This is a genomic window from Pantoea sp. ME81, from assembly GCF_903970985.1.
Taxonomy (GTDB): domain Bacteria; phylum Pseudomonadota; class Gammaproteobacteria; order Enterobacterales; family Enterobacteriaceae; genus Pantoea; species Pantoea communis.
The window spans coordinates 1-19,927 of sequence record NZ_CAJCKS010000032.1; the positions used below are offsets into that span (position 1 = coordinate 1).

16 protein-coding genes are annotated in these 19,927 nt (G+C 55.6%); 9 read left to right on the forward strand and 7 right to left on the reverse strand.

The features are described from left to right. The coding region (locus H7A81_RS08330; RefSeq protein ID WP_182057223.1) for a BadF/BadG/BcrA/BcrD ATPase family protein at positions 1 to 785 on the reverse strand (785 nt) is incomplete at its 3' end. 267 nt (positions 786 to 1,052) lie between these two features. Here H7A81_RS08330 and H7A81_RS08335 point away from each other — a divergent pair. After that, positions 1,053 to 2,213 (forward strand): Gfo/Idh/MocA family protein, encoded by a 1,161-nt coding sequence (locus tag H7A81_RS08335; protein WP_034826793.1) that lies wholly within the window; start codon positions 1,053 to 1,055, stop codon positions 2,211 to 2,213. A gap of 101 nt (positions 2,214 to 2,314) precedes the next feature. On the opposite strand, the gene H7A81_RS08340 is transcribed toward H7A81_RS08335, so the two are convergent. Then, complete coding sequence (locus tag H7A81_RS08340; protein WP_182057224.1) at positions 2,315 to 3,553, reverse strand: MFS transporter; 1,239 nt, start codon at positions 3,551 to 3,553, stop codon at positions 2,315 to 2,317. Between the two features lie 417 nt (positions 3,554 to 3,970). Between H7A81_RS08340 and H7A81_RS08345 the strand changes: the two genes are divergently transcribed. Both H7A81_RS08345 and H7A81_RS08350 read left to right on the forward strand, forming a co-directional pair. Beyond that, positions 3,971 to 4,570 carry a hypothetical protein gene (locus tag H7A81_RS08345; protein ID WP_182057225.1) on the forward strand — a complete coding sequence of 200 codons (600 nt, stop codon included), beginning with the start codon at positions 3,971 to 3,973 and terminating at the stop codon, positions 4,568 to 4,570. 283 nt (positions 4,571 to 4,853) lie between these two features. After that, positions 4,854 to 7,244 (forward strand): glucose/quinate/shikimate family membrane-bound PQQ-dependent dehydrogenase, encoded by a 2,391-nt coding sequence (locus H7A81_RS08350; protein ID WP_182057226.1) that lies wholly within the window; start codon positions 4,854 to 4,856, stop codon positions 7,242 to 7,244. A 129-nt stretch (positions 7,245 to 7,373) separates the two neighbouring features. On the opposite strand, the gene H7A81_RS08355 is transcribed toward H7A81_RS08350, so the two are convergent. From H7A81_RS08355 to H7A81_RS08365, 3 genes are all read right to left on the reverse strand, one after another. Further along, positions 7,374 to 8,585, reverse strand: a complete 1,212-nt coding sequence (locus tag H7A81_RS08355) for an MFS transporter (RefSeq protein ID WP_182057227.1) — start codon at positions 8,583 to 8,585, stop codon at positions 7,374 to 7,376. A 110-nt stretch (positions 8,586 to 8,695) separates the two neighbouring features. Continuing rightward, the gene (locus H7A81_RS08360) at positions 8,696 to 9,586 is read right to left on the reverse strand and encodes a LysR family transcriptional regulator (RefSeq protein WP_034826801.1); all 891 of its coding nucleotides are present in this window, start codon (positions 9,584 to 9,586) and stop codon (positions 8,696 to 8,698) included. 179 nt (positions 9,587 to 9,765) lie between these two features. Further along, entirely contained in the window at positions 9,766 to 10,134 is a 369-nt protein-coding gene (locus H7A81_RS08365) for a helix-turn-helix domain-containing protein (RefSeq protein ID WP_034826803.1), read from the reverse strand. Between the two features lie 291 nt (positions 10,135 to 10,425). On the opposite strand from H7A81_RS08365, the gene H7A81_RS08370 reads away from it, so the two are divergent. The 3 genes from H7A81_RS08370 to H7A81_RS08380 all read left to right on the forward strand — a co-directional run bounded on the left by H7A81_RS08370 (position 10,426) and on the right by H7A81_RS08380 (position 13,751). Beyond that, positions 10,426 to 11,085 carry a response regulator gene (locus H7A81_RS08370; RefSeq protein WP_034826805.1) on the forward strand — a complete coding sequence of 220 codons (660 nt, stop codon included), beginning with the start codon at positions 10,426 to 10,428 and terminating at the stop codon, positions 11,083 to 11,085. Then, positions 11,082 to 12,440 (forward strand): HAMP domain-containing sensor histidine kinase, encoded by a 1,359-nt coding sequence (locus H7A81_RS08375; RefSeq protein WP_034826807.1) that lies wholly within the window; start codon positions 11,082 to 11,084, stop codon positions 12,438 to 12,440. The genes H7A81_RS08370 and H7A81_RS08375 overlap by 4 nt, the downstream gene beginning before the upstream one ends. Positions 12,441 to 12,884: 444 nt before the next feature. Further along, the gene (locus H7A81_RS08380; RefSeq protein ID WP_034826809.1) at positions 12,885 to 13,751 is read left to right on the forward strand and encodes a nucleoside-specific channel-forming protein Tsx; all 867 of its coding nucleotides are present in this window, start codon (positions 12,885 to 12,887) and stop codon (positions 13,749 to 13,751) included. A 115-nt stretch (positions 13,752 to 13,866) separates the two neighbouring features. On the opposite strand, the gene yjdN is transcribed toward H7A81_RS08380, so the two are convergent. Both yjdN and H7A81_RS08390 read right to left on the reverse strand, forming a co-directional pair. Further along, positions 13,867 to 14,298 (reverse strand): VOC family metalloprotein YjdN, encoded by a 432-nt coding sequence (yjdN, locus tag H7A81_RS08385; RefSeq protein WP_034826811.1) that lies wholly within the window; start codon positions 14,296 to 14,298, stop codon positions 13,867 to 13,869. Positions 14,299 to 14,376: 78 nt separating this feature from the next. Further along, positions 14,377 to 15,279, reverse strand: coding sequence for a LysR family transcriptional regulator (locus tag H7A81_RS08390; protein WP_182057228.1), 903 nt, complete (start codon positions 15,277 to 15,279; stop codon positions 14,377 to 14,379). Between the two features lie 114 nt (positions 15,280 to 15,393). On the opposite strand from H7A81_RS08390, the gene H7A81_RS08395 reads away from it, so the two are divergent. The 3 genes from H7A81_RS08395 to abgT all read left to right on the forward strand — a co-directional run bounded on the left by H7A81_RS08395 (position 15,394) and on the right by abgT (position 19,888). After that, complete coding sequence (locus H7A81_RS08395) at positions 15,394 to 16,707, forward strand: amidohydrolase (RefSeq protein ID WP_182057229.1); 1,314 nt, start codon at positions 15,394 to 15,396, stop codon at positions 16,705 to 16,707. Further along, positions 16,704 to 18,143, forward strand: coding sequence for a M20 family metallopeptidase (locus H7A81_RS08400; RefSeq protein WP_182057230.1), 1,440 nt, complete (start codon positions 16,704 to 16,706; stop codon positions 18,141 to 18,143). The genes H7A81_RS08395 and H7A81_RS08400 overlap by 4 nt, the downstream gene beginning before the upstream one ends. A gap of 224 nt (positions 18,144 to 18,367) precedes the next feature. Beyond that, positions 18,368 to 19,888 (forward strand): p-aminobenzoyl-glutamate transporter, encoded by a 1,521-nt coding sequence (abgT, locus tag H7A81_RS08405; protein WP_182057231.1) that lies wholly within the window; start codon positions 18,368 to 18,370, stop codon positions 19,886 to 19,888. The last annotated feature ends 39 nt before the right edge of the window (positions 19,889 to 19,927 follow it).

Genomic DNA, 19,927 nt, shown 5'->3' on the forward strand with positions numbered 1-19,927 from the left:
CGCGTGCGCGGGGCGTCCACCCTGTCCCTCAACGACGCGCTTCCGAGCTGTTTGCCGTGACTGCGTGACAGCAAGGGTTGCACCATCTGCACGATATCGGCAGCGGCCTGCTGCACCAGCGCAATACCATGGGGATCGCCCTGCTGTGCAGCGGCAAAGACTTCAGGTACCACGCTGCCCCACTCGGCGGGTGTTGCCTGCTGTGACCAGAGTAACATCTGTTCCGGACTGTGTTGATGCAACGCCATAATACGTTCAGTCAGCGCCGAAGCAGGCACGATAGCTTCGTGCGCCAGCAACGCTAAGCGCCGTGCACGGCGTCCAAGGATGGCGCCTGAACCGGCATCTGACAGGGCAAAACCCCAGCCACCCAGCAGGGTAAACTGCGCGCCGTCCCAGGCTGCGCCCTGGCTGCCCGTCCCGACAATCAGCACCGCGCCTGGTGCACCATCGTGCGCACCCGCGCAGGCGATCTCGACATCGGTAAACAGATAACGCGCCTGACAACGAGGCTGCCAGCTTTGCAGCCGTGAATGCACCGATGCCACATTGGCACCCGCCAAACCCGCCACCAGCAGGGTGCGGTCACGCGCATCAGCAGCCAGCCCCGCTTGTTGAAAGAGCGTGTCGATGACCGATTCAATGGCGTTGATGGCGGCATCATACTGCGACCAGACATTGGCGGGCCCGCCCGTTGCTTCCGCCAGCACGTGGCCAGCGTGGTCCGTCAGGCGCCCGCGACAGTGTGTACCACCGCCATCAATACCCAGCAAAAGTGATTGCACGCGCTTCCTCCTGCCTGCCACGAACGGCATGATGCTTATAGATGTGCGAAAGATAGGGGAAAAAAACTTAAATCGCAATCATAAATAAATACGCATTCCGTATAGTTAATTAATATTCATTTAAAACATAAAGATAACAAAAAGTACCAATTTGAGATCGGCGTTACGGATTGACATTAGTTTTTCTGCCGTAATAAGTTAATGGTCAGATTATCAGCAGCCTGATGGGTCGGGCAGCTAACAAGCAACGGGCTTCAGGGGTACAACATGAAAGTGGGCATTATTGGTCTGGGCTTTCGTCTTTCTCATGTGGTGAAAGAGTTCAACAAAGCTGACGCAGAGTTCTCCGTGGTGGGTTACGTCGATCCGGCTCCCGCTGGCTTGCCAAATCTTCACACCTTCGGCATTGATGCCGGGCAGGCGTTCGACAGCGTGGATGCGCTACTCCAGCACGGTGGTTTCGATCTGTTGCTGGTAGGGTCACCCAACTTTATGCATCTTGAGCATATTCGGCAGGGGCTGGCAGCCGGTTACACCGTGTTTACCGAGAAACCGGTGGTGATCAATGAAGAACAAACCATGGCGATGGCACAACTGGTACAACAATATGGGCATGAGCGCATTCTGGTCGGCTTGGTTCTGCGTTACTCACCGCTGTATCACGATCTGTTGAGCGCACGCGATGAAAATCGTCTCGGTGAAATCACCTCAATCGAAGCCACTGAACACATCAAGCCTTATCACGGCGCCTTCTTCCAGCGCGACTGGCGACGTCTGGAAAAATACGCCGGCCCTTATATTCTGGAAAAATGTTGCCACGACATCGATCTCTATCAGGGATTGGTCGGTGAACGCCCGGTGCGCGTTGCCAGCTTTGGTGGACGTAAGAACTTCACCCCGCAGCATGCACCCACCGGGGCTGTCACGCCGCAATCAGAGGTGTATCACGTGAAGCCCAGCGGCTGGTCGAGCACGGATGCGGTGTTTGACGGCGACGCCGATATCGTCGATTACCAGACGGCGCTGATCGAATACGCCAATGGCGCAACTCTCGCCTTCCACGCCAACCTCAACGTGCCGGATGAATTTCGTCGTTTCTGCGTGATGGGCACCGACGGCATGGCCGAGGGCGACTTTGTGCGTAACTACTTCCGCGTACACAACGCCCGTACCGGCGAGCGCGAAGTCGATACCACCTACAGCGGCAATGCTTATGACGGTCACTATGGTGCCGATGCGTTGATGGCTGAAGAGATCGTCAAACACATTAAACAGGGAACGCCACTGAAAGTATCCGTGGTGGATGCACTGGAAGCGGGTCTGACCGCGATCAAAATCGATGAAGCACGAAAATCGAAAACCGTGGTGGATATGACAGACAGCTGGAAACAATTTGACGCCAGCCTGGGGAAAACCGCGACCGTATAAGGTCAACCTCCCCGCGCAGATCCCCCTTTGCGCGGGGCTTTTCATGGCAGTGCAGAGTGGTGACATCATTAACCGGCCCGCGAGCCGGTTTTTGTTGGCACTTAACCTGCGTTTTCATTCTCCAGCTTCTGCCGTTTGCGCAGATGCGGGAAAATCGTCATCCACACCGCCACCACCACCAGCGTGCCGATACCGCCAAGTGCTGCGGCAGGCACCGCCCCCATCCACGCCGCCAGCAAGCCTGACTCAAACTCGCCCAGCTGATTTGAGGTGTTAATAAAGATGGCGTTGACCGCATTCACGCGACCGCGCATATCATCCGGCGTATCCAGCTGTACCAGCGCACCGCGAATCACCATGCTCACCATATCGAACCCGCCCAGCGCGGCCAGCGCCAGCAGAGAGAGCCACAATTGCGTAGAGAGCGCGAACACCAGCGTGGCGACCCCAAAGCCTGCCACCGAACCAAACATAATCATGCCGACGTGTTTTTCCAGCTTGTGACGGCTGAGCCACACGCCAACAATGAGCGCCCCTACAGAAGGTGCACCGCGCAGCATGCCCAATCCCCAGGGGCCGGTATGCAGAATATCCTGCGCGAAGATCGGCAACAGCGCGGTAGCACCTCCCAGCAGCACGGCGAACAGATCGAGAGAGATCACACCCAACACATCTTTGCGCTCACGAATAAAACGCACGCCCGCAAACATGGTGGTGAGATTCATCGGCATCCGCGTTTGAGGTGGACGTTCATAGCGAAGGCGGCTAACCAGCACCAGAGAGAAGAGATAAAACAGGGCTGAGACGCCGTAAACCACCTCGGGACCGGCCACATACAGCAGGCCACCCAGGGTTGGGCCGACGATCACCGCTGCCTGACCGCCCACGGAACTCGCCGCCATGGCACGCGCGAGAATCGGTGGAGGCACCAGCGCAGGCAACATCGACGTGATCGACGGCCACTCCAGCGCTTTGGCCACGGAGATCAGAAACACCAGTCCCCAAATTTCAATTTTATCCGCCCAGTGCATCAGCGTCAGTGCCACCAGGCCAAGCAGAGCTAGCCATTCAATCAATTGCCCGACCAGCACAATGCGGCGGCGATCAAACTGGTCGGCAAGATGGCCGGCCGGCAGAGCCAGTAACACCGAAGGCAGGAACTGCATCAGGCCAATCATCCCCAACGCCATCGCGCTGTGCGTAAGGGCGTAGATTTGCCAGCTAACCGCCACGGAGAACATCTGGAAACCAAACGATGAACAGGTGCGCGCCAGCCAGAAGGCGACAAACGACCTGTGCCGCAACAGAGAGTCTTCTGCTGCGGATAACAGTGAAGCCATATTTTATCCCATCCTAAATCATCTTCCGGCCAGCATCATTGCACCAGCCTGGTGAAAAGCCGTTTACCGACTCTCATTATCATTTTGCGGCCACAGAGTGCGACATCTGACGCTGGCAAGCAATGGCTAGCCGTGCGCTTTAAAAACAGTTGCTTATCTAAAATTTAACTAAGCATAGAGTTCTGAATATTAGCAGGCTGATTGTTTTCACCTGAAAATATCTGAATCATTCCAGAAATTCCAATAACTCAATATTAAATACATCTTTTAGCCGCCATATCTCTCTATCAGAGACAGCTAAAAAAGGTGACCTTAACAAACAATTCGGTCTATATTGGAAGCGTAAAGATCACAGCAACCTTGCCGTCCTTATAATAATTAAGACGTTCCAGTTAATTAATTTATTCATAGAGATAAATGGAAAACAGTTCATACAATCCTTATGTTACTGAGCGTATCCGTCGCCTCGACGGGGCACTGATGGGCGTGTGTTATTCAGCACCCTTTATGCATTGTGAACAGGAAAGCACAGCATTACTTAACGGAAGCAACATAATTTCACTGCACAATCAGTTGCCCGATGCGCCCGAACGAATAATTATCCCTTTAGTGGGAAATAGTCTTGCGCGCTTTTTACAGGCGCCAGAAAATTATCCCAGCCTGCAAATGGAAAATGTCTCCCTTGCTATCAATTATGCCAGTTTAGTTAAGCATGAAGCGGCATTGCGAGAAGCCGCACAGCATCACGCATTCTGGCTTTATGATTTGGCTCCGCCAGGAACGTGCTGGAAGAATATTGCCTCTTTTCCCTTCAGGGGAATTGTTCTGAACGACGAATTCTTCCAGGATAATTATCTCAAGTTCAGCTTTCCATTTTTGCTTGGCTCCTGCCGTGAAAGAGAAGCAGAGGTGATATTACGCACTCCGCAATTAACTCTGCCGTTGTCAGTCTATGAAGACCTGCAACTTTCTGGCTGGCAGGAACAACGCACCAGCAACACCCTGTTTGAAGTGTAAACGCTTACACGAAATGCCGCCTCTTGCCGTTATGTCCCGATCTCTTCGGGCATAACGTTGGAATCTCCTCATAAAATGTCGCACTACTACCATTCCACAAGCGCAAAGCACTAAAAAAATCAAACCCGTTAACGTTTTTAAGATAAAATTTAACGCAAAGGGATCATCTGGCGTAACGGAAGCGCTGCGATCGAACATTTTAAGTCACTTCGTACTCTATGTCGGGAAACAACCTAATGCGTTGTTTCCTTTTAAGTTTATGGCAAAGAAAGAGGTTAATATTATGGGGAAAGCTTCCTCATCTTTTGGCGTGATTCGCTTTTTGACGGTGCTGTTCGCACTGCTCACAGGCGCATTTATGCTGGTAGGCGGTGTATGGCTAGCCGCAATTGGTGGTTCCTGGTACTACGTTATTGGCGGTGTGATTATGTTGATCACCGCTGTCCTGCTGTGGCGCCGTAGCGGCGCAGCGATCATGCTGTATGCACTGTTGCTGTTGGCAACGCTGGTGTGGGGCGTTTGGGAAGTCGGTTTCGACTTCTGGGCACTGGCACCTCGTACCGATGTGCTGGTGATCTTCGGCATCTGGCTGATTCTGCCGTTTGTGTATCGCGGTCTGAATCATGCAGGCAAAGGCGCACTGGGTCTGATGGCCGTTGCGCTGATTGCCAGCGTGCTGGTGCTGGCGTGGGCAGTGTTCCACGATCCGCAGGAGCTGAACGGTGAAATCCCAGCGGCGGCAGATAATGCCCCGCAAGCGCAGCCGCTGAGCAACATCAAGGATGCTGACTGGCCTGCGTACGCGCGTGACCAGCAAGGCACGCGCTTCTCTCCACTGAAGCAAATCAACACCGGTAATGTGAAAGAGTTGCAGGTAGCCTGGCAGTTCCAGACGGGCGATCTGAAAACCCCGAACGACCCAGGTGAAATCACCGACGAAGTGACGCCGATTAAAATCCGCGACACCTTGTATCTCTGCTCACCGCACCAGATTCTGTTCGCGCTGGATGCAAAAACCGGTAAGCAGAAGTGGAAATTTGATCCGGGCTTAAAACCGAATCCAACCTTCCAGCATGTGACCTGTCGTGGTGTCTCTTACCATGAAATGCCAGCAGCAGCGGATGCGTCTAACACCCAGCCTGCGCTGTGTTCACGTCGCATTTATCTGCCAGTGAACGACGGTCGTCTGTTCGCGCTGGATGCCGAAACCGGTGAGCGTTGTGCCGCGTTTGGTAACAACGGTGAGCTGGATCTGCAGCACAAACAGCCGGTACTGACCCCAGGCCAGTATGAGCCGACTTCACCACCGATCATCACGGATACCACTATCGTGATCGCCGGTGCGGTCACCGATAACTACTCAACCCGTGAACCGTCAGGCGCTATTCGTGGCTTTGATGTGAATACCGGTAAACTGCTGTGGGTGTTTGATCCGGGCGCGAAAGATCCCAACGCGATTCCAGATGATGAACATACCTTCACCATGAACTCGCCGAACTCCTGGGCACCGGCAGTATACGATCCAAAACTGGATACCGTATTCCTGCCAATGGGCGTGACCACACCAGACATCTGGGGTGGTAACCGTACGCCTGACCAGGAACGTTTCGCGAGCAGCGTACTGGCACTGAACGCCACCACCGGCAAGCTGATGTGGTCGTATCAGACCGTGCATCACGATCTGTGGGATATGGACCTGCCGTCACAACCGACGCTGGCCGATATCACCGACAAAGATGGCAACACCGTTCCGGTGATTTATGCCCCGGCCAAAACCGGTAACATCTTTGTCCTGGATCGTCGTACCGGTAAGCCGGTTGTCCCCGCACCGGAAACCCCAGTGCCACAGGGCGCCGCGAAAGGTGACCACGTTTCTCCGACTCAGCCGTACTCCGAACTGACCTTCCGTCCGAAGAACAATCTGACGGACAAGGACATGTGGGGCGCGACCATGTTCGACCAACTGGTGTGCCGCGTGATCTTCAAGCGTCTGCGCTACGAAGGTCCGTTCACGCCGCCGTCTGAGCAAGGTACGCTGGTGTTCCCAGGTAACCTCGGTATGTTCGAGTGGGGCGGTATCGCGGTGGATCCTCATCGTCAGATCGCGATTGCTAACCCAATGGCGCTGCCGTTTGTCTCTAAACTGGTGCCACGCGGTCCGGGCAACCCGATCGAGCCACCAGCCGATGACAAAGGCGGTTCAGGTACTGAAACCGGTATCCAGCCACAGTACGGTGTACCGTACGGCGTTGAGCTGAATCCGTTCCTGTCTCCGTTGGGTCTGCCATGTAAACAACCGGCCTGGGGCTATGTCTCAGCGGTTGACCTGAAAACCAACGAAACCGTGTGGAAAAAACGTATTGGTACCGTTCGCGACAGCGCGCCGGTTCCGGTTCCGTTCAAAATGGGTATGCCAATGCTGGGCGGCCCAATTACCACGGCCGGTAACGTGTTCTTCATTGGTGCGACTGCCGATAACTATCTGCGCGCGTTCGACACCAACACCGGGGAAATGCTGTGGCAGGCACGTCTGCCAGCCGGTGGCCAGGCAACGCCGATGACCTATGAAGTGGATGGCAAGCAGTACGTTGTCATTGCTGCAGGTGGTCACGGTTCGTTTGGTACTAAGCTGGGCGATTACGTCATTGCCTACGCACTGCCAGATGCTAAATAAGTTTCTGGTTTGATGTGACAAAGGCGGGCTGCGAAGCCCGCCTTTTTTATTGTCTCACTGCCTGCGCTCTGGCGTATCGCGTCATTATGAAGAAGCTAAAGGTTGTTCGAATCGCAATGACTGTCGCCGTTACGGCTTCTTTAACACCCGCGTATTTAACAGCGCGCACAGCGCCATGATCACACAGGTCGCCAGAAACACTGGCCGCATGCCGAAAGCACCACCGACAAACCCGCCAAATAACGGACCTGAGACCTGACCGACATACTGGGCCGAGGTCGAATACCCCAACATTTTCCCCACCTGCCCTTGCGGCACATTGTGGCGAATCAGCGCCGTCACGCACGGCATCAAACCGCCCAACGCCATGCCCATCAGGAAACGCAGCAGCACCAGTTGCCAGGCTTGGGTGATAAACGCCTGCGGGATCAACAACAGCGCACAAACGACCAGGCCGTAAACCAGCACGCGGCCATGCCCTACCCGATCCGCCAGGCGCCCCAAACGCGGCGCAGAGAGAATACTGCCCAGTGCAGCCGCCGCCATCACCACGCCCGCCGTCACCGTAATCGCATGATCGCCCTGCACGAACTGACCGATATACAGCGTGATGATCGGTTCAATCGACATATTGGCAAAAATCAGCAGCATGCCTGACAGCCACATCAGTCGCACCAGTGGCAGATTGACCGGCTTCTCACTCTCATCATGAGTTTGCACCGTCTTTTTACCCGGCTGACGCGGCGCTTCTTTTAATAAAAAGGTGGTGGCAAGGAAGGCGAGGAAAATCACGGCGCCGGTCAGCCAGAAGGTATGGCGAATGCCAATCAGCGGTGGCAACCCCCCGCCCAGCAGTGGCCCCACCACGTTGCCCGCCATAATGCCGGAAGACAACACGCCCAGCGCCCAACCCGTCTGCTCTTTTGGCGTTTGCGCCGCGACCATGATGGTTGAACCCGATGCGTAGCCCCCCAACAATCCCGCCAGCAAACGCAAGGCAACCAGTTGCCACGGCGCCGTCGCCATGCCAATCAGCGACATGGCAATCGCCATTCCGAGGCTGGCACGAATCAACATCAGTTTGCGGCCATAGCGATCCGCCAGTTTGCCCCACAACGGCGCGGTTAACGCGGCGCTGAGGAAAGTGGCACCATACGCAGCCCCCGACCAGCGCGCAATCGCGGCAGGTTCCTGCACACCAAGCTGCTGCACATACAGCGGCAGAAACGGCAGCAGCAACGTCATCGCCACAATGGTGCTGAACGAACCCAGCACGCAGACAAACAAATTACGTTTCCAGTGTTGCTGCTCAGGCGCTAACACTGTTGATGATTGCGACATAGTCATTCCCTGTTTTTGCTTTTTTAGCAGGCTAACAGCGGAGCACGACATAAAACAGGGAGAGAGAGATATTTGCCAACCAGCGTAATATTGTTGTCAGGCAACAACAATTAACTGCCGCTCAAGGCATTAATTAACGCATCACACAGCAACGTCACGGGGGATGAAGGTTGCGGCTGCTCTTTGAGCAGCAGATAACTGTGTAAACGATCCATTTGCCACTCAGGCAACACCTGTTGGATCTCGCCGCGCCCCAGCGCCTCTTGCGTCATATACGCTGGCAAATAAGCGATGCCGGTGCCGGCCAGCGCCGCATTCAGCAGCGCCATGCTGTTATTGGCGCGGAAACGGCTATGCACATCCAGCGCCAGCCGCTGTTTATCGCGGCGAAACGGCAGTGCGGCCGTATGCGCGGGTCCGTGGAACAGTAACAAATCGTGACGTGTCAGGCGCTCTGGATGGTCGATAGCGGGATGCGCTGCCAGATAATCCGGCGTGGCATAGAGTCCCCACTCGATGGTGCTCAGTTCGCGATAATTAGCGACTTCCGGCGCACGCGCACGAATCACTATCGCCACATCTGCGCTGGGCTGTGGATCGTCACTGGTGGTGAGGTCGAGATCGACGTTGATATGAATGTGGCGGCGGATAAAGTCATTCAGAGTGGGGACGACACACTGGCAGCCATAGGTGATTGGCGCCTGTAAGCGCACATTACCCGCGGGCAGTTGATGAACCTGCTGCACAAACGCATCGGCGCGGTGCATCTCTTCCAGCATGCGGGTACAAAACGGATAGTAAGCCTGACCCAGCTCGGTCAACGCCACTTTCCGCGTGGTGCGCTGCAGCAGTTTGATGCCGAGTCGCACTTCCAGCCGCGCGATTTCGCGACTGACATGCGATTTAGAGACACCTAAGGTTCGCGCGGCTTCGCTAAAGCTTTGCCGCTCAACGACGCGCGCAAACAGCATCATGGCGGTGAGATTATCGCTGTTGTCCATGTTCTCTGGTGGGTAACAAACGGAGAACAGCAGCTTAAAAGTAAAAGCCGCAATAAGCACCGAATTTAATCAGCGAACGGGGTGGAGCGGCGTAATTTATCGCGCAATCCCTTCGCGATTTACTGCGCAATAAATTGCGCCGCTACGTCTACTTTGCAGATCAATTTCAGCGTCATCAATCAACTGGCCACCGCCAGCGGGAACAACAAACGTTCCTGTTCAACGCGGCGCTGACGACGCAATTGACCCGGCGTGACGCTGAAGTAGTTCTTAAAGGTGCGGGTATACGCCTGCTGCGTATCAAACCCGTAGCTCATCGCCACCTGCAGAATCGCTTCATCGCTGTTGATCAGCGTGAGCGCGGACTCAGTCAACCGGCGCTGACGGATGTACTCTGCCAGAGAAAAACCAGTGTGCTGACGGAACAGACGTTGCAGATGCCAGCGGGAGTATCCCGAGCGGCGTGCTACTTCATCCAGATGCAAATCGTGCCCTAAGTTGTCTTCAATCCAGTCCAGCAAACTACGGATAAATTCGCGCTGATTCATGGGAACCTCCTGCTTCGACAATATGTCCAGTGCAGTCACTGTAGCGCGTTAAATTTATCCCTTAATTAGCAGAAAATTAGCGCAGAATTAGCAAGGGGGGAAATGGGTGCTCCGCCTAAATAAGTTCAGCGGCAGAAAGGCAGCAAGAGCGTGAATCCTCAGGCGCTTACATAAGTCAGTAACGGGGGTGAACGCTCACAGCTCACGCCTCTGCAGCGGGAAGTATGACGGAGGGTAATTCTGGCCTAATTATCTGGCGCTACACTGCGTCCATCAGTTTGGGAGAACTCTATGCGTGTGCTGCTGGTAGAAGATGATGAAATGATTGGCGCCAACTTGCAGCAGGCGCTGGAAGCGGCGGGCTGGTCGGTGGACTGGGTGCGCGATGGCGTATTTGCCACCAACGCCTGGGCCGAAGGCGGTTATACCTGCGTGCTGCTCGATCTCGGTTTACCGCGGGAAGACGGTATTCACGTATTGAAGCGTGCGCGTACGCGTGGCGATATGACGCCCGTGCTGGTGCTGACTGCGCGTGACACGGTGCAACAACGCATTCAGGGACTCGACAGCGGCGCCGATGACTATTTGCTTAAACCCTTTGATCTGCAAGAGGTACTGGCGCGCATGCGTGCAATCACCCGACGTCGTCACGGAGCGGCGGATTCCCTGTTAGGCAGTGGCGATGTGCAGCTGGATATGATGACGCGCGAAGTGCTGTACAAAGGCCAACGCGAACAGCTAACCGCCCGCGAATATGCCCTGCTCTACGCTCTGCTGGAGCGCCCTGGTGCCATCCTGTCACGCGAACAATTAGAGAACCGCATTTACGGCTGGGGTGAAGAAGTCACCAGCAACGCCGTTGATGTGCTGATCCACGGCATGCGCCGCAAGCTCGATAACGAAGTGATTCGCAACGTGCGCGGTTTGGGCTGGCGAGTACCGGCAATATGAAACCTTTCACTTTTATGCGCTCCCTGCGTAACAAACTGCTCGCCACGCTGGTGCTGCTGCACCTGGCGATGATCGGCGGCGTCACCTGGTATTTCTACCATTGTTATGGCGACATGATGGGCACCATGAAGGACGATCAGCTCGCCAAGATTGCTGATGCCTGGTCCTCCAGCCAGCGCATGCCCGCGCTGATGCCTATGGTGATGCAGCAAGAGAAGCTGAAGAGCACCTACATCGTTCAGCTGTGGGACACCAACAATCATCTGCGTGCCAGCTCATGGCCTGCTTTACAGGCGCCGCTGCAGGCAAAAAAAGGCTGGTCCGATTTAAAAGTCGGCGACTGTGGCGATGACTGTGACTGGCGCGTGTATACCCGCCCCGGCGAACTTGGCAGTGAAATCGGTAATATTCAGGTTTTACACAACATCGGCTACATGAAAAGTTTGATGGTGAAGCGGGTGCTGTCCGCCATCATTCCCTTAATGCTGATGATGCCGCTGTCACTGCTGGTGATCTGGCTGGTAGTACGTGCCATCACGCGAGATTTGCGCGTTGCCTCGCGACAGATTGCCGCACAAGAAACAATGCATCCACACTCGGTATCGCCGGATGGCTTACCGGATGAAGTGCTACCGCTGGTGGCTGCTTATAACTCTCTGCTCGATAAGCTACGGGCAGCCTGGTCATCGCAGCGACAGTTCCTTGAAGATGCGGCACATGAACTGCGCACGCCGGTCACCGCTGTCACCTTGCAGCTGGAAAATCTGCGCCAGCATATTCAGCCTGGTGAAGCCAGTCGCCAGTTTGATCAGCTGGAAGCTGGCGTCACGCGGACGCGCCATCTGGTGACGCAGTTGCTGAATATCTCGCGCCAGGAAGATCAGTCAGTGGTGGCCACGGTGGAAACCATCCAGCTCGATGATTTGCTGAAAGAGAGCATCGAGCAGTTGATGGTGGTCGCCGATAAACGCGGCATTGATATCGGTTTTAATGGCACCACGCACTATCGCCTGCACGCCAGCCGTTCCGATTTGCGTAGCCTGTTTGATAACCTCATCGGCAACGCGATGCTGCACACGCCGGAAGGCAGCCTGGTAGATGTGCTGCTGCATCGCGTGGGCAATCACACCGTGGTGGATATCGTCGATAACGGGCCGGGCATGCCGGAGTCCTTTATCGAACGCGCCTTTGATCGCTTCACCCGTTCGCCAGATGTACAGGCGCAAGGCAGCGGTTTGGGTCTGTCGATTGTGCGCAGCGTAGCGCAGAAGCATCAGATGCAGGTCGCGCTGTCGAACTGCCATAACGCCCAGGGACAAATCTCCGGCCTGCAGGTGCGTGTGACCTTGCCATAACCGACGTGTCGCTACCGCCTTGAATATCCAGCGCGGTAGCGGCACAACGTATTGCGTCTTTTCCTCATCTAAATCGCCCTACACGATGAACCACGTATTTTCCGCCACCAAATTCCAAAGGCGCACGTTCAATCGTGCCGCTACACGTTTTTCCGCATCTAAGATCTTTGTGACTGAACGCGACAACGTAAACGGTTGCGGGGTTCCGTTCACTACATGGCATTTATGTGATCATTATCACATATTCAGTGAATCAAAATGCAACACATTTTGACAAACGTGATCAAAATCTATTTCCTATCGCTCTGTTACAGGCACATTACGCACATTTGAAAATTCGGCGATTCAGACCGGATAAAAACAACACACGGCCCATCCCCTGGGATCGATTTCACTCGATTGCGGCGCAACCGCAGCAATCACTAGCATGTGGTTAATAAAATAATGAAATTTAAAGCATTGATAGCAGGGGCCTTACTGGCCAGCAGCTGGACCGGCGCGGCACAAGCGGCAGACAGCGATCCGCAGTATCTTTCAGACTGGTGGCATCAGAGCGTTAACGTGGTGGGCAGCACCCACACCCGCTTCGGACCTCAGTTCAACAATGACGTGTATCTCGAATACGAAGCCTTTGCTAAAAAAGACTGGTTCGATTTTTACGGCTATGCGGATTTAACCAACTTCTTTGGCGTGGGTAACAGCAACGCCAACGGTATTTTCGACCACGGTTCGCCGCTGTTCATGGAAATTGAGCCACGTTTCTCTATCGATAAACTGACCGGCACCAGCCTGGCGTTTGGTCCGTTTAAAGAGTGGTATTTCGCGAACAACTATATCTATGACATGGGCCGCAACGCTTCACAGCGTCAGAACACCTGGTACATGGGTCTGGGTACCGACATCGATACCCACAGCGATATCGGTCTGTCACTGAACGTGTATGCCAAATACCAGTGGCAGAACTACGGTGCAGCGAACGAAAACAGCTGGGATGGTTATCGCTTCAAAGTGAAATACTTTGTGCCGATTACCGATCTGTGGGGCGGCAAGCTGAGCTACATCGGCTTCACCAACTTCGACTGGGGTTCAGACCTGCGCGATGAGACCGGTCCATCACGTACCAGCAACTCGATCGCGTCCAGCCACATTCTTTCGCTGAACTACGATCACTGGCACGTTTCTACCGTGGCGCGTTATTTCCATAACGGCGGTCAGTGGGCGGATGGGCAGGAGCTGAACTTCGGCAACGGTCCGTTTGAAGTGAAATCAACCGGTTGGGGTTACTACCTGGTCGTGGGTTACAACTTCTAATTAGCGAGTTCCTTAGCGGCGCAATTTTCGCGCGTTTCTGAAACGGCAATATCGCTATCAGAAACGCATTAAATTGTGCCGCTACGTAGGCTGACCGGCTGTAAAACCCTGCCCGTCAAATCTGCGGCTTATAGGCATTCACCATCCACGGCACGCCGAACTTATCGGTAAACATGCCGAAACCGTGCGCCCAGAACGTCGGTTCCCACTTTTTCGTCACTTCCCCACCCTCTGACAACGCGTCAAACCAACGTTTACCCTGCGCTTCATCTGGCGTGGATAGACTCACGGAAAATCCGGCATAACTTGCCTGCTGTGCACCGTCGCTCATCATCAGTTCACCCTGCCCGATGCGCAGATGGGCATGCATGATCTGTTCAGGCGAGAAGGTCACGCCAGAGGGGCAACCTTCATCTTCGACGGTGGTTTCATCTGGCATGTCGCCAAAGGTCATTTTAAACAGCAGTTCGCCGTCGGTGGCCGCGAGATAGAAGGCGATCGCCTCTTCACAGCGACCGTTGTAAAACACATAAGGTGTGATTTGCATGGTCAGTTCTCCACAATTGGAACGTCCAGTGCAAGTGTAGTGCGCAATAAATAATCAGCTGCGAGCCAGGCCGCACTCTTACCTTTGTTGACAATAGCGGCGGAACAGTTGAGCCATATACGCGCTCATTGGGGTCAGCGCCGTGTCTTTCCGCTGGATCAAATAGAAGGTGGCTTTCGGTAACGGATCGTCAAGATCGAGGGCAATGAGCTGCCCACCGTGCGTAGGATCTTCGATCACATCGCGCGAGATGATGCTGACAAAATCACTTTTGGCGACCAGGCTGGTGCAGGCCATAAAGGTTTCGCAGGTCACCACGATCTTCGGTGCCATACCGCGCTCGCCAAACAGATCGTGCAGCAAGCGGTAATAACTGCCCTGCGGGGTCGGCATGGTCCAGTCGCAGTGCTGCAACTCATTCAGTGAGCGGGCATGCGCCATCGGGTGGCCTTTACGCATCACCACCTGATAGTCACGCTCCATTAGCCGCTCAAAAATCAGCTCCTGATCCAGATGATGTTGATCGTAGGTATTAATGGTGAAATCCAGCGCGCCCTGACGCAGTTCATGCACCATCGACACCAGTTGCCCCTCAACGATACGCACCTTCACCAGCGGGTATTCACGATGAAACTGGGTGATCACCTGCGGCATGATAGTGCGCGCAATACTGCCGCCCACGCCGATATTCACCCGCCCCCCTGCCAATCCCAATCGCTGCTGAATATCCTCCTGCGCCACGCGCAATTCTTCCAGCACCAGACTGGCATGACGAAAAAAGTTATCACCGATATCCGTTAGCGTGACGCCTTGCTGACGACGTTCGAACAAACGTGCGCCAAGCGCCAGCTCCAGTTCCTGAATCGCTTTGGTCAGCGCAGGCTGTGAAAGTCCCGATAAGCGGCTGGCAGCGCGAATACTGCCCTGGCGGGTCACATCGACAAAGGCGCGCAGTTGATGAAGTTTGAGGTTGGCAGGCATGATTTTTGTGATAACCGTTGTTTATCAGTGACAAGATATTCGCATCTTATGCGCACCAATACCATTGTGTAGATTCGGGATAATGCATAAAAAACCAACACAAAGGATATGCCGATGAAAACCCTCTCCGACCTCGTCAACGCGCGGATTCCGCAGATGCAAAGCTGGCGTCGCGATTTGCACCATTTTGCCGAATCGGGCTGGCTGGAGTTCCGTACTGCAACGATAGTGGCCGAAGAGCTGCATCGTCTTGGTTATCAGCTCAAGCTGGGGCGCGACGTGATCGACGCTGACGCACGCATGGGTTTGCCTTCTGACGAGGTGCTGGCACAGCAGGAAGCCCGCGCACTGGAGCAAGGCGCACTGCCACAGTGGATCTCGCATTTCTCAGGCGGCTTCTGCGGCGTAGTCGCCACGCTGGAGACCGGTCGTCCCGGCCCGGTGATGGGCTTCCGTGTCGATATGGATGCGCTGGACCAGAACGAAAGCCGTGATGCCGACCACCTCCCTACCCGTGAAGGATTTGCCTCCTGCAACCCCGGCATGATGCACGCCTGCGGTCACGATGGCCACACTACCATCGGTCTGGCGCTGGCGGGCGTGTTGATGGAGATGAAAGATCAGCTCAGCGGCACCATTAAGATCATCTTCCAGCCTGCCGAAGAGGGCGTGCGTGGCGCTAAAGCGATGGTGGCCGCAGGCGTGGTGGATGATGTGGATCTGTTTACCGCTATCCATCTCGGCACAGGCGTGCCTGCTGGCGAAATCGTTTGCGGCAGCGACAGCTTCCTGGCCACCACCAAACTGGACATCAATTTCACTGGCGTCGGCGCGCATGCGGGCGGTAAACCAGAAGAGGGTCGTAACGCCTTGCTGGCCGCCGCGCAAGCTACACTGGCGCTGCACAACCTGCCACAACACAGCGGCGGTGTCGCACGCGTCAACGTGGGTGTGCTGCAGGCAGGCTCCGGACGCAACGTGGTGCCCGATTATGCCCTGATGAAAGTGGAAACCCGTGGCGTCAGCAATCAGGTTAACGATGACATCTATCAGCAAGCCCTGCGCGTGATTTCCGGCGCGGCGGCGATGTATGGCGTTGAGTACGACATCAAACTAATGGGTGGCGCACGCAGCTGTACCCCAAGCCAGCCGTGGGTCGATTTTATCCACCAGCAGGCCGATGCCATGGGGATTTTCACCTCGGTAGTGGATACCAAAAAGCAGGCGGCGGGTTCGGAAGATGCCACATACATGCTGGAGCGCGTGCAGCAGCGTGGCGGTCAGTCATCCTATGTGATCTTTGGTTGCGATCTGGCGGCAGGCCACCACAACGCGAAGTTCGATTTTGACGAAGCGATTATGGCCACAGCGGTGCAAACCCTCGCGACGCTGGCGCTGAACCAGGCACAGTTTGGAGGTCAGCGATGAGCCATCACGATTTTATCGATCGTTACATCAACGAAAACCAGCCGCGCTTCACCGCCCTTAGCGATGCCATCTGGGATGTCCCGGAAACCCGCTTTGAAGAGACGCAATCTGCCGCCATTCTGGCCGATGCGCTGGAGCAGGAAGGCTTTGCCGTCGAGCGTGGCGTCGGCAATATCGACACCGCCTTTATCGCCAGCATCGGCAGTGGAAAACCGGTGATTGCTATCCTCGGTGAGTTTGATGCGCTGGCCGGTTTGAGCCAGCAATCAGGCTGCGCCACACCACAACCACTGGTGGAAAACGGCAACGGGCACGGCTGCGGTCATAATCTGCTGGGCACCGCCGGACTGGCCGCGGCCTTCGCCATCAAAGCCTGGTGGGCGGAGAACGGCCAGCGCGGCACGCTGCGTTTTTACGGTTGCCCAGGCGAGGAAGGCGGTTCTGGCAAAACCTTTATGGTGCGCGAAGGGCTGTTTGATGACGTGGATGCCGCTGTCACCTGGCATCCTGAAGGCTTCAGCGGCATGTTCAACCTCAGCACGCTGGCCAACATCCAGGCCGCATTTCACTTCAAGGGCGTTGCCGCGCACGCCGCTAACTCGCCGCATCTGGGCCGCAGTGCGCTGGATGCCGTCACCCTGATGAACACCGGTGCCAACTTCCTGCGCGAGCACATCGTGCAGGAAGCGCGTGTGCACTACGCCGTGACCAACACCGGCGGTGTTTCCCCCAATGTGGTGCAAGCTGATGCCGAAGTGCTGTATCTGATCCGCGCGCCAGAACTCGATCAGGCACAGGATATTTATCAGCGGGTGATCAATATCGCCAAAGGCGCGGCCCTGATGACCGACACCACCATGACGGTGCGCTTCGATAAAGCCTGCTCCAACTATGTGCCGAATCGCGCGCTGGAAGCGGTGATGGAGCGCAACTTGCATCAGTTTGGCTTGCCCGAGTACAGCGCGGAGGAGCAGCAGTTCGCCGCCGAGATTCGTGCCACGCTAACGAAGGACGATCTGCGCAATGCGCGTTTGAACGCAGCGCGCACCGGCGGCGAGGCAGGCGTGGCATGGACCGAGGCGCTGGGCGACAAAATTTTGATGGATGAAGTGGCACCGTATGCCATAACGCGCGAGCTGCTGTATGGCTCAACCGATGTCGGCGATGTGAGTTGGGTGACGCCAACCGCGCAGTGCTTTGCGCCTTGCTTCGCCTTTGGTACCCCGCTGCACACCTGGCAACTGGTGGCGCAGGGCCGCACTTCGCTGGGCCACAAAGGCATGTGTCTGGCCGCCAAAGTGATGGCCGCCACCGCGCTGACCTTGTTGCAGGACCAGGAAGCGCTGGCGCGCTGCCGCGAAGAGTTCCAGCGCGTGCGCCGCGAACAGCCCTACAGCTGCCCGATTCCGGCAGATGTGACGCCATCAAAATTATAAAAGCCTTAGCGGCATAAAAGATTCAATCCGGCGCAAACCCGGATGCAGTAAACAAAAAAATAAAAACTAAAGCCCCAAATAATTCGAGTCGCAGTAAGGCGGCAAGTGCGGGCAGCTCCAGGAGCTGACATCAGTCAGTGACGGGGGTGCCCGCACGCAGACAACGCATCTGCGGCTTGAAGTATGACGGGCGCAAATACAACAGACATGACGAGGAATAACCGATGGAAGTGACCACGGAGAACCGCAGCCCAGGGAAGCTGTTTAGCTGGATTGAGCGGGTCGGCAACAAAGTGCCCAACCCGTTCTTACTGTTTGTCTATTTGATCGTGGTATTGATGGTCGCCACCGCGATTATCAGCTACTTCGATCTGGCAGTGAAAAATCCCACCAATGGCGAACTGGTGCGGGTCAACAACCTGCTGAGCGTGGCCGGGATTCAATGGATTCTGCCTAACATCATCAAAAACTTCAGCGGCTTCACGCCACTGGGGTCAATTCTGGCGCTGGTGATTGGTGCGGGTTTAGCAGAGAAAGTCGGCCTGCTGCAATCGCTGATGGTGAAGATGGCCTCACGCGTGAGCCGCCGTTACGCCAGCTATATGGTGCTGTTTATCGCCTTCTTCAGCCATATCTCATCGGATGCCGCACTGGTGGTGATGCCACCGCTGGGCGCGCTGATCTTCCTCGCCGTGGGTCGTCATCCGGTGGCGGGTTTACTGGCGGCTATCGCGGGTGTCGCTTCCGGCTTTACCGCTAACCTGCTGATCGTTACCACCGACGTGCTGCTCTCCGGCATCAGTAACGAAGCGGCGAAAGCGGTGAGCGATACCGTGCACGTGAGTGTGATCGATAACTGGTTCTTTATGGCCAGCTCGGTGATTGTGCTGACGATTGCCGGTGCCATCCTTACTGATAAGTTTGTCGAGCCGCGTCTTCCTGCGTGGAACGGCGGCAACAACGATCGCCTGCCGCCGCTGACCGCGCTGGAGAACCGGGGCCTGCGGGCTGCGGGCATTGCCGCGCTGGTGTTTATCGCCCTGATGGCCCTGCTGGTGGTGCCAGAACATGCCCCCCTGCGTAACCCGAAAACCGGCGGCATCATTCCTTCGCCGTTTATTCAGGGCATTGTGCCGATCATCATCCTGTTCTTCTTTGTGGTGGCGATTGCTTACGGCGCCGTGACGAAGCAGATTCGTCGGGCCGATGACATCCCGCAGCTGCTGGTGGATCCGATGAAGAGCATGGCGGGCTTTATTGTGATGGTGTTCCCGCTGTCGCAGTTTGTCGCCTTCTTTAACTGGAGCAATATGGGCAAATTCATGGCGATCGGTCTGACCGATATGCTGGAAAGTGCCGGCATCAGTGGCGCGCCCGCGTTCCTCGGTTTGATGTTCTTGTCGGCATTCTTGTGCATGTTTATTGCCAGCGGCTCAGCCATCTGGTCGATTCTGGCGCCAGTGTTCGTGCCGATGTTTATGCTGCTCGGATTCCATCCGGCCTTCGCGCAGATGATTTTCCGTATCGCGGATTCTGCCGTATTGCCCCTCGCGCCGATGTCACCGTTCCTGCCGCTGTTCCTCGGATTCCTGCAGCGATACCAAAAAGATGCGCAACTTGGCACCTATTATGTGCTGATCTTCCCGTATCCGGTGGTGTTCTTTATCAGCTGGATCATCCTGCTGCTGGCATGGTACGCACTGGGTTTACCGATTGGACCGGGCGTTTACCCCAGCCTGCATTAATCGCATCGCCATGGACGGCGATCACACTTCTGTGAACTG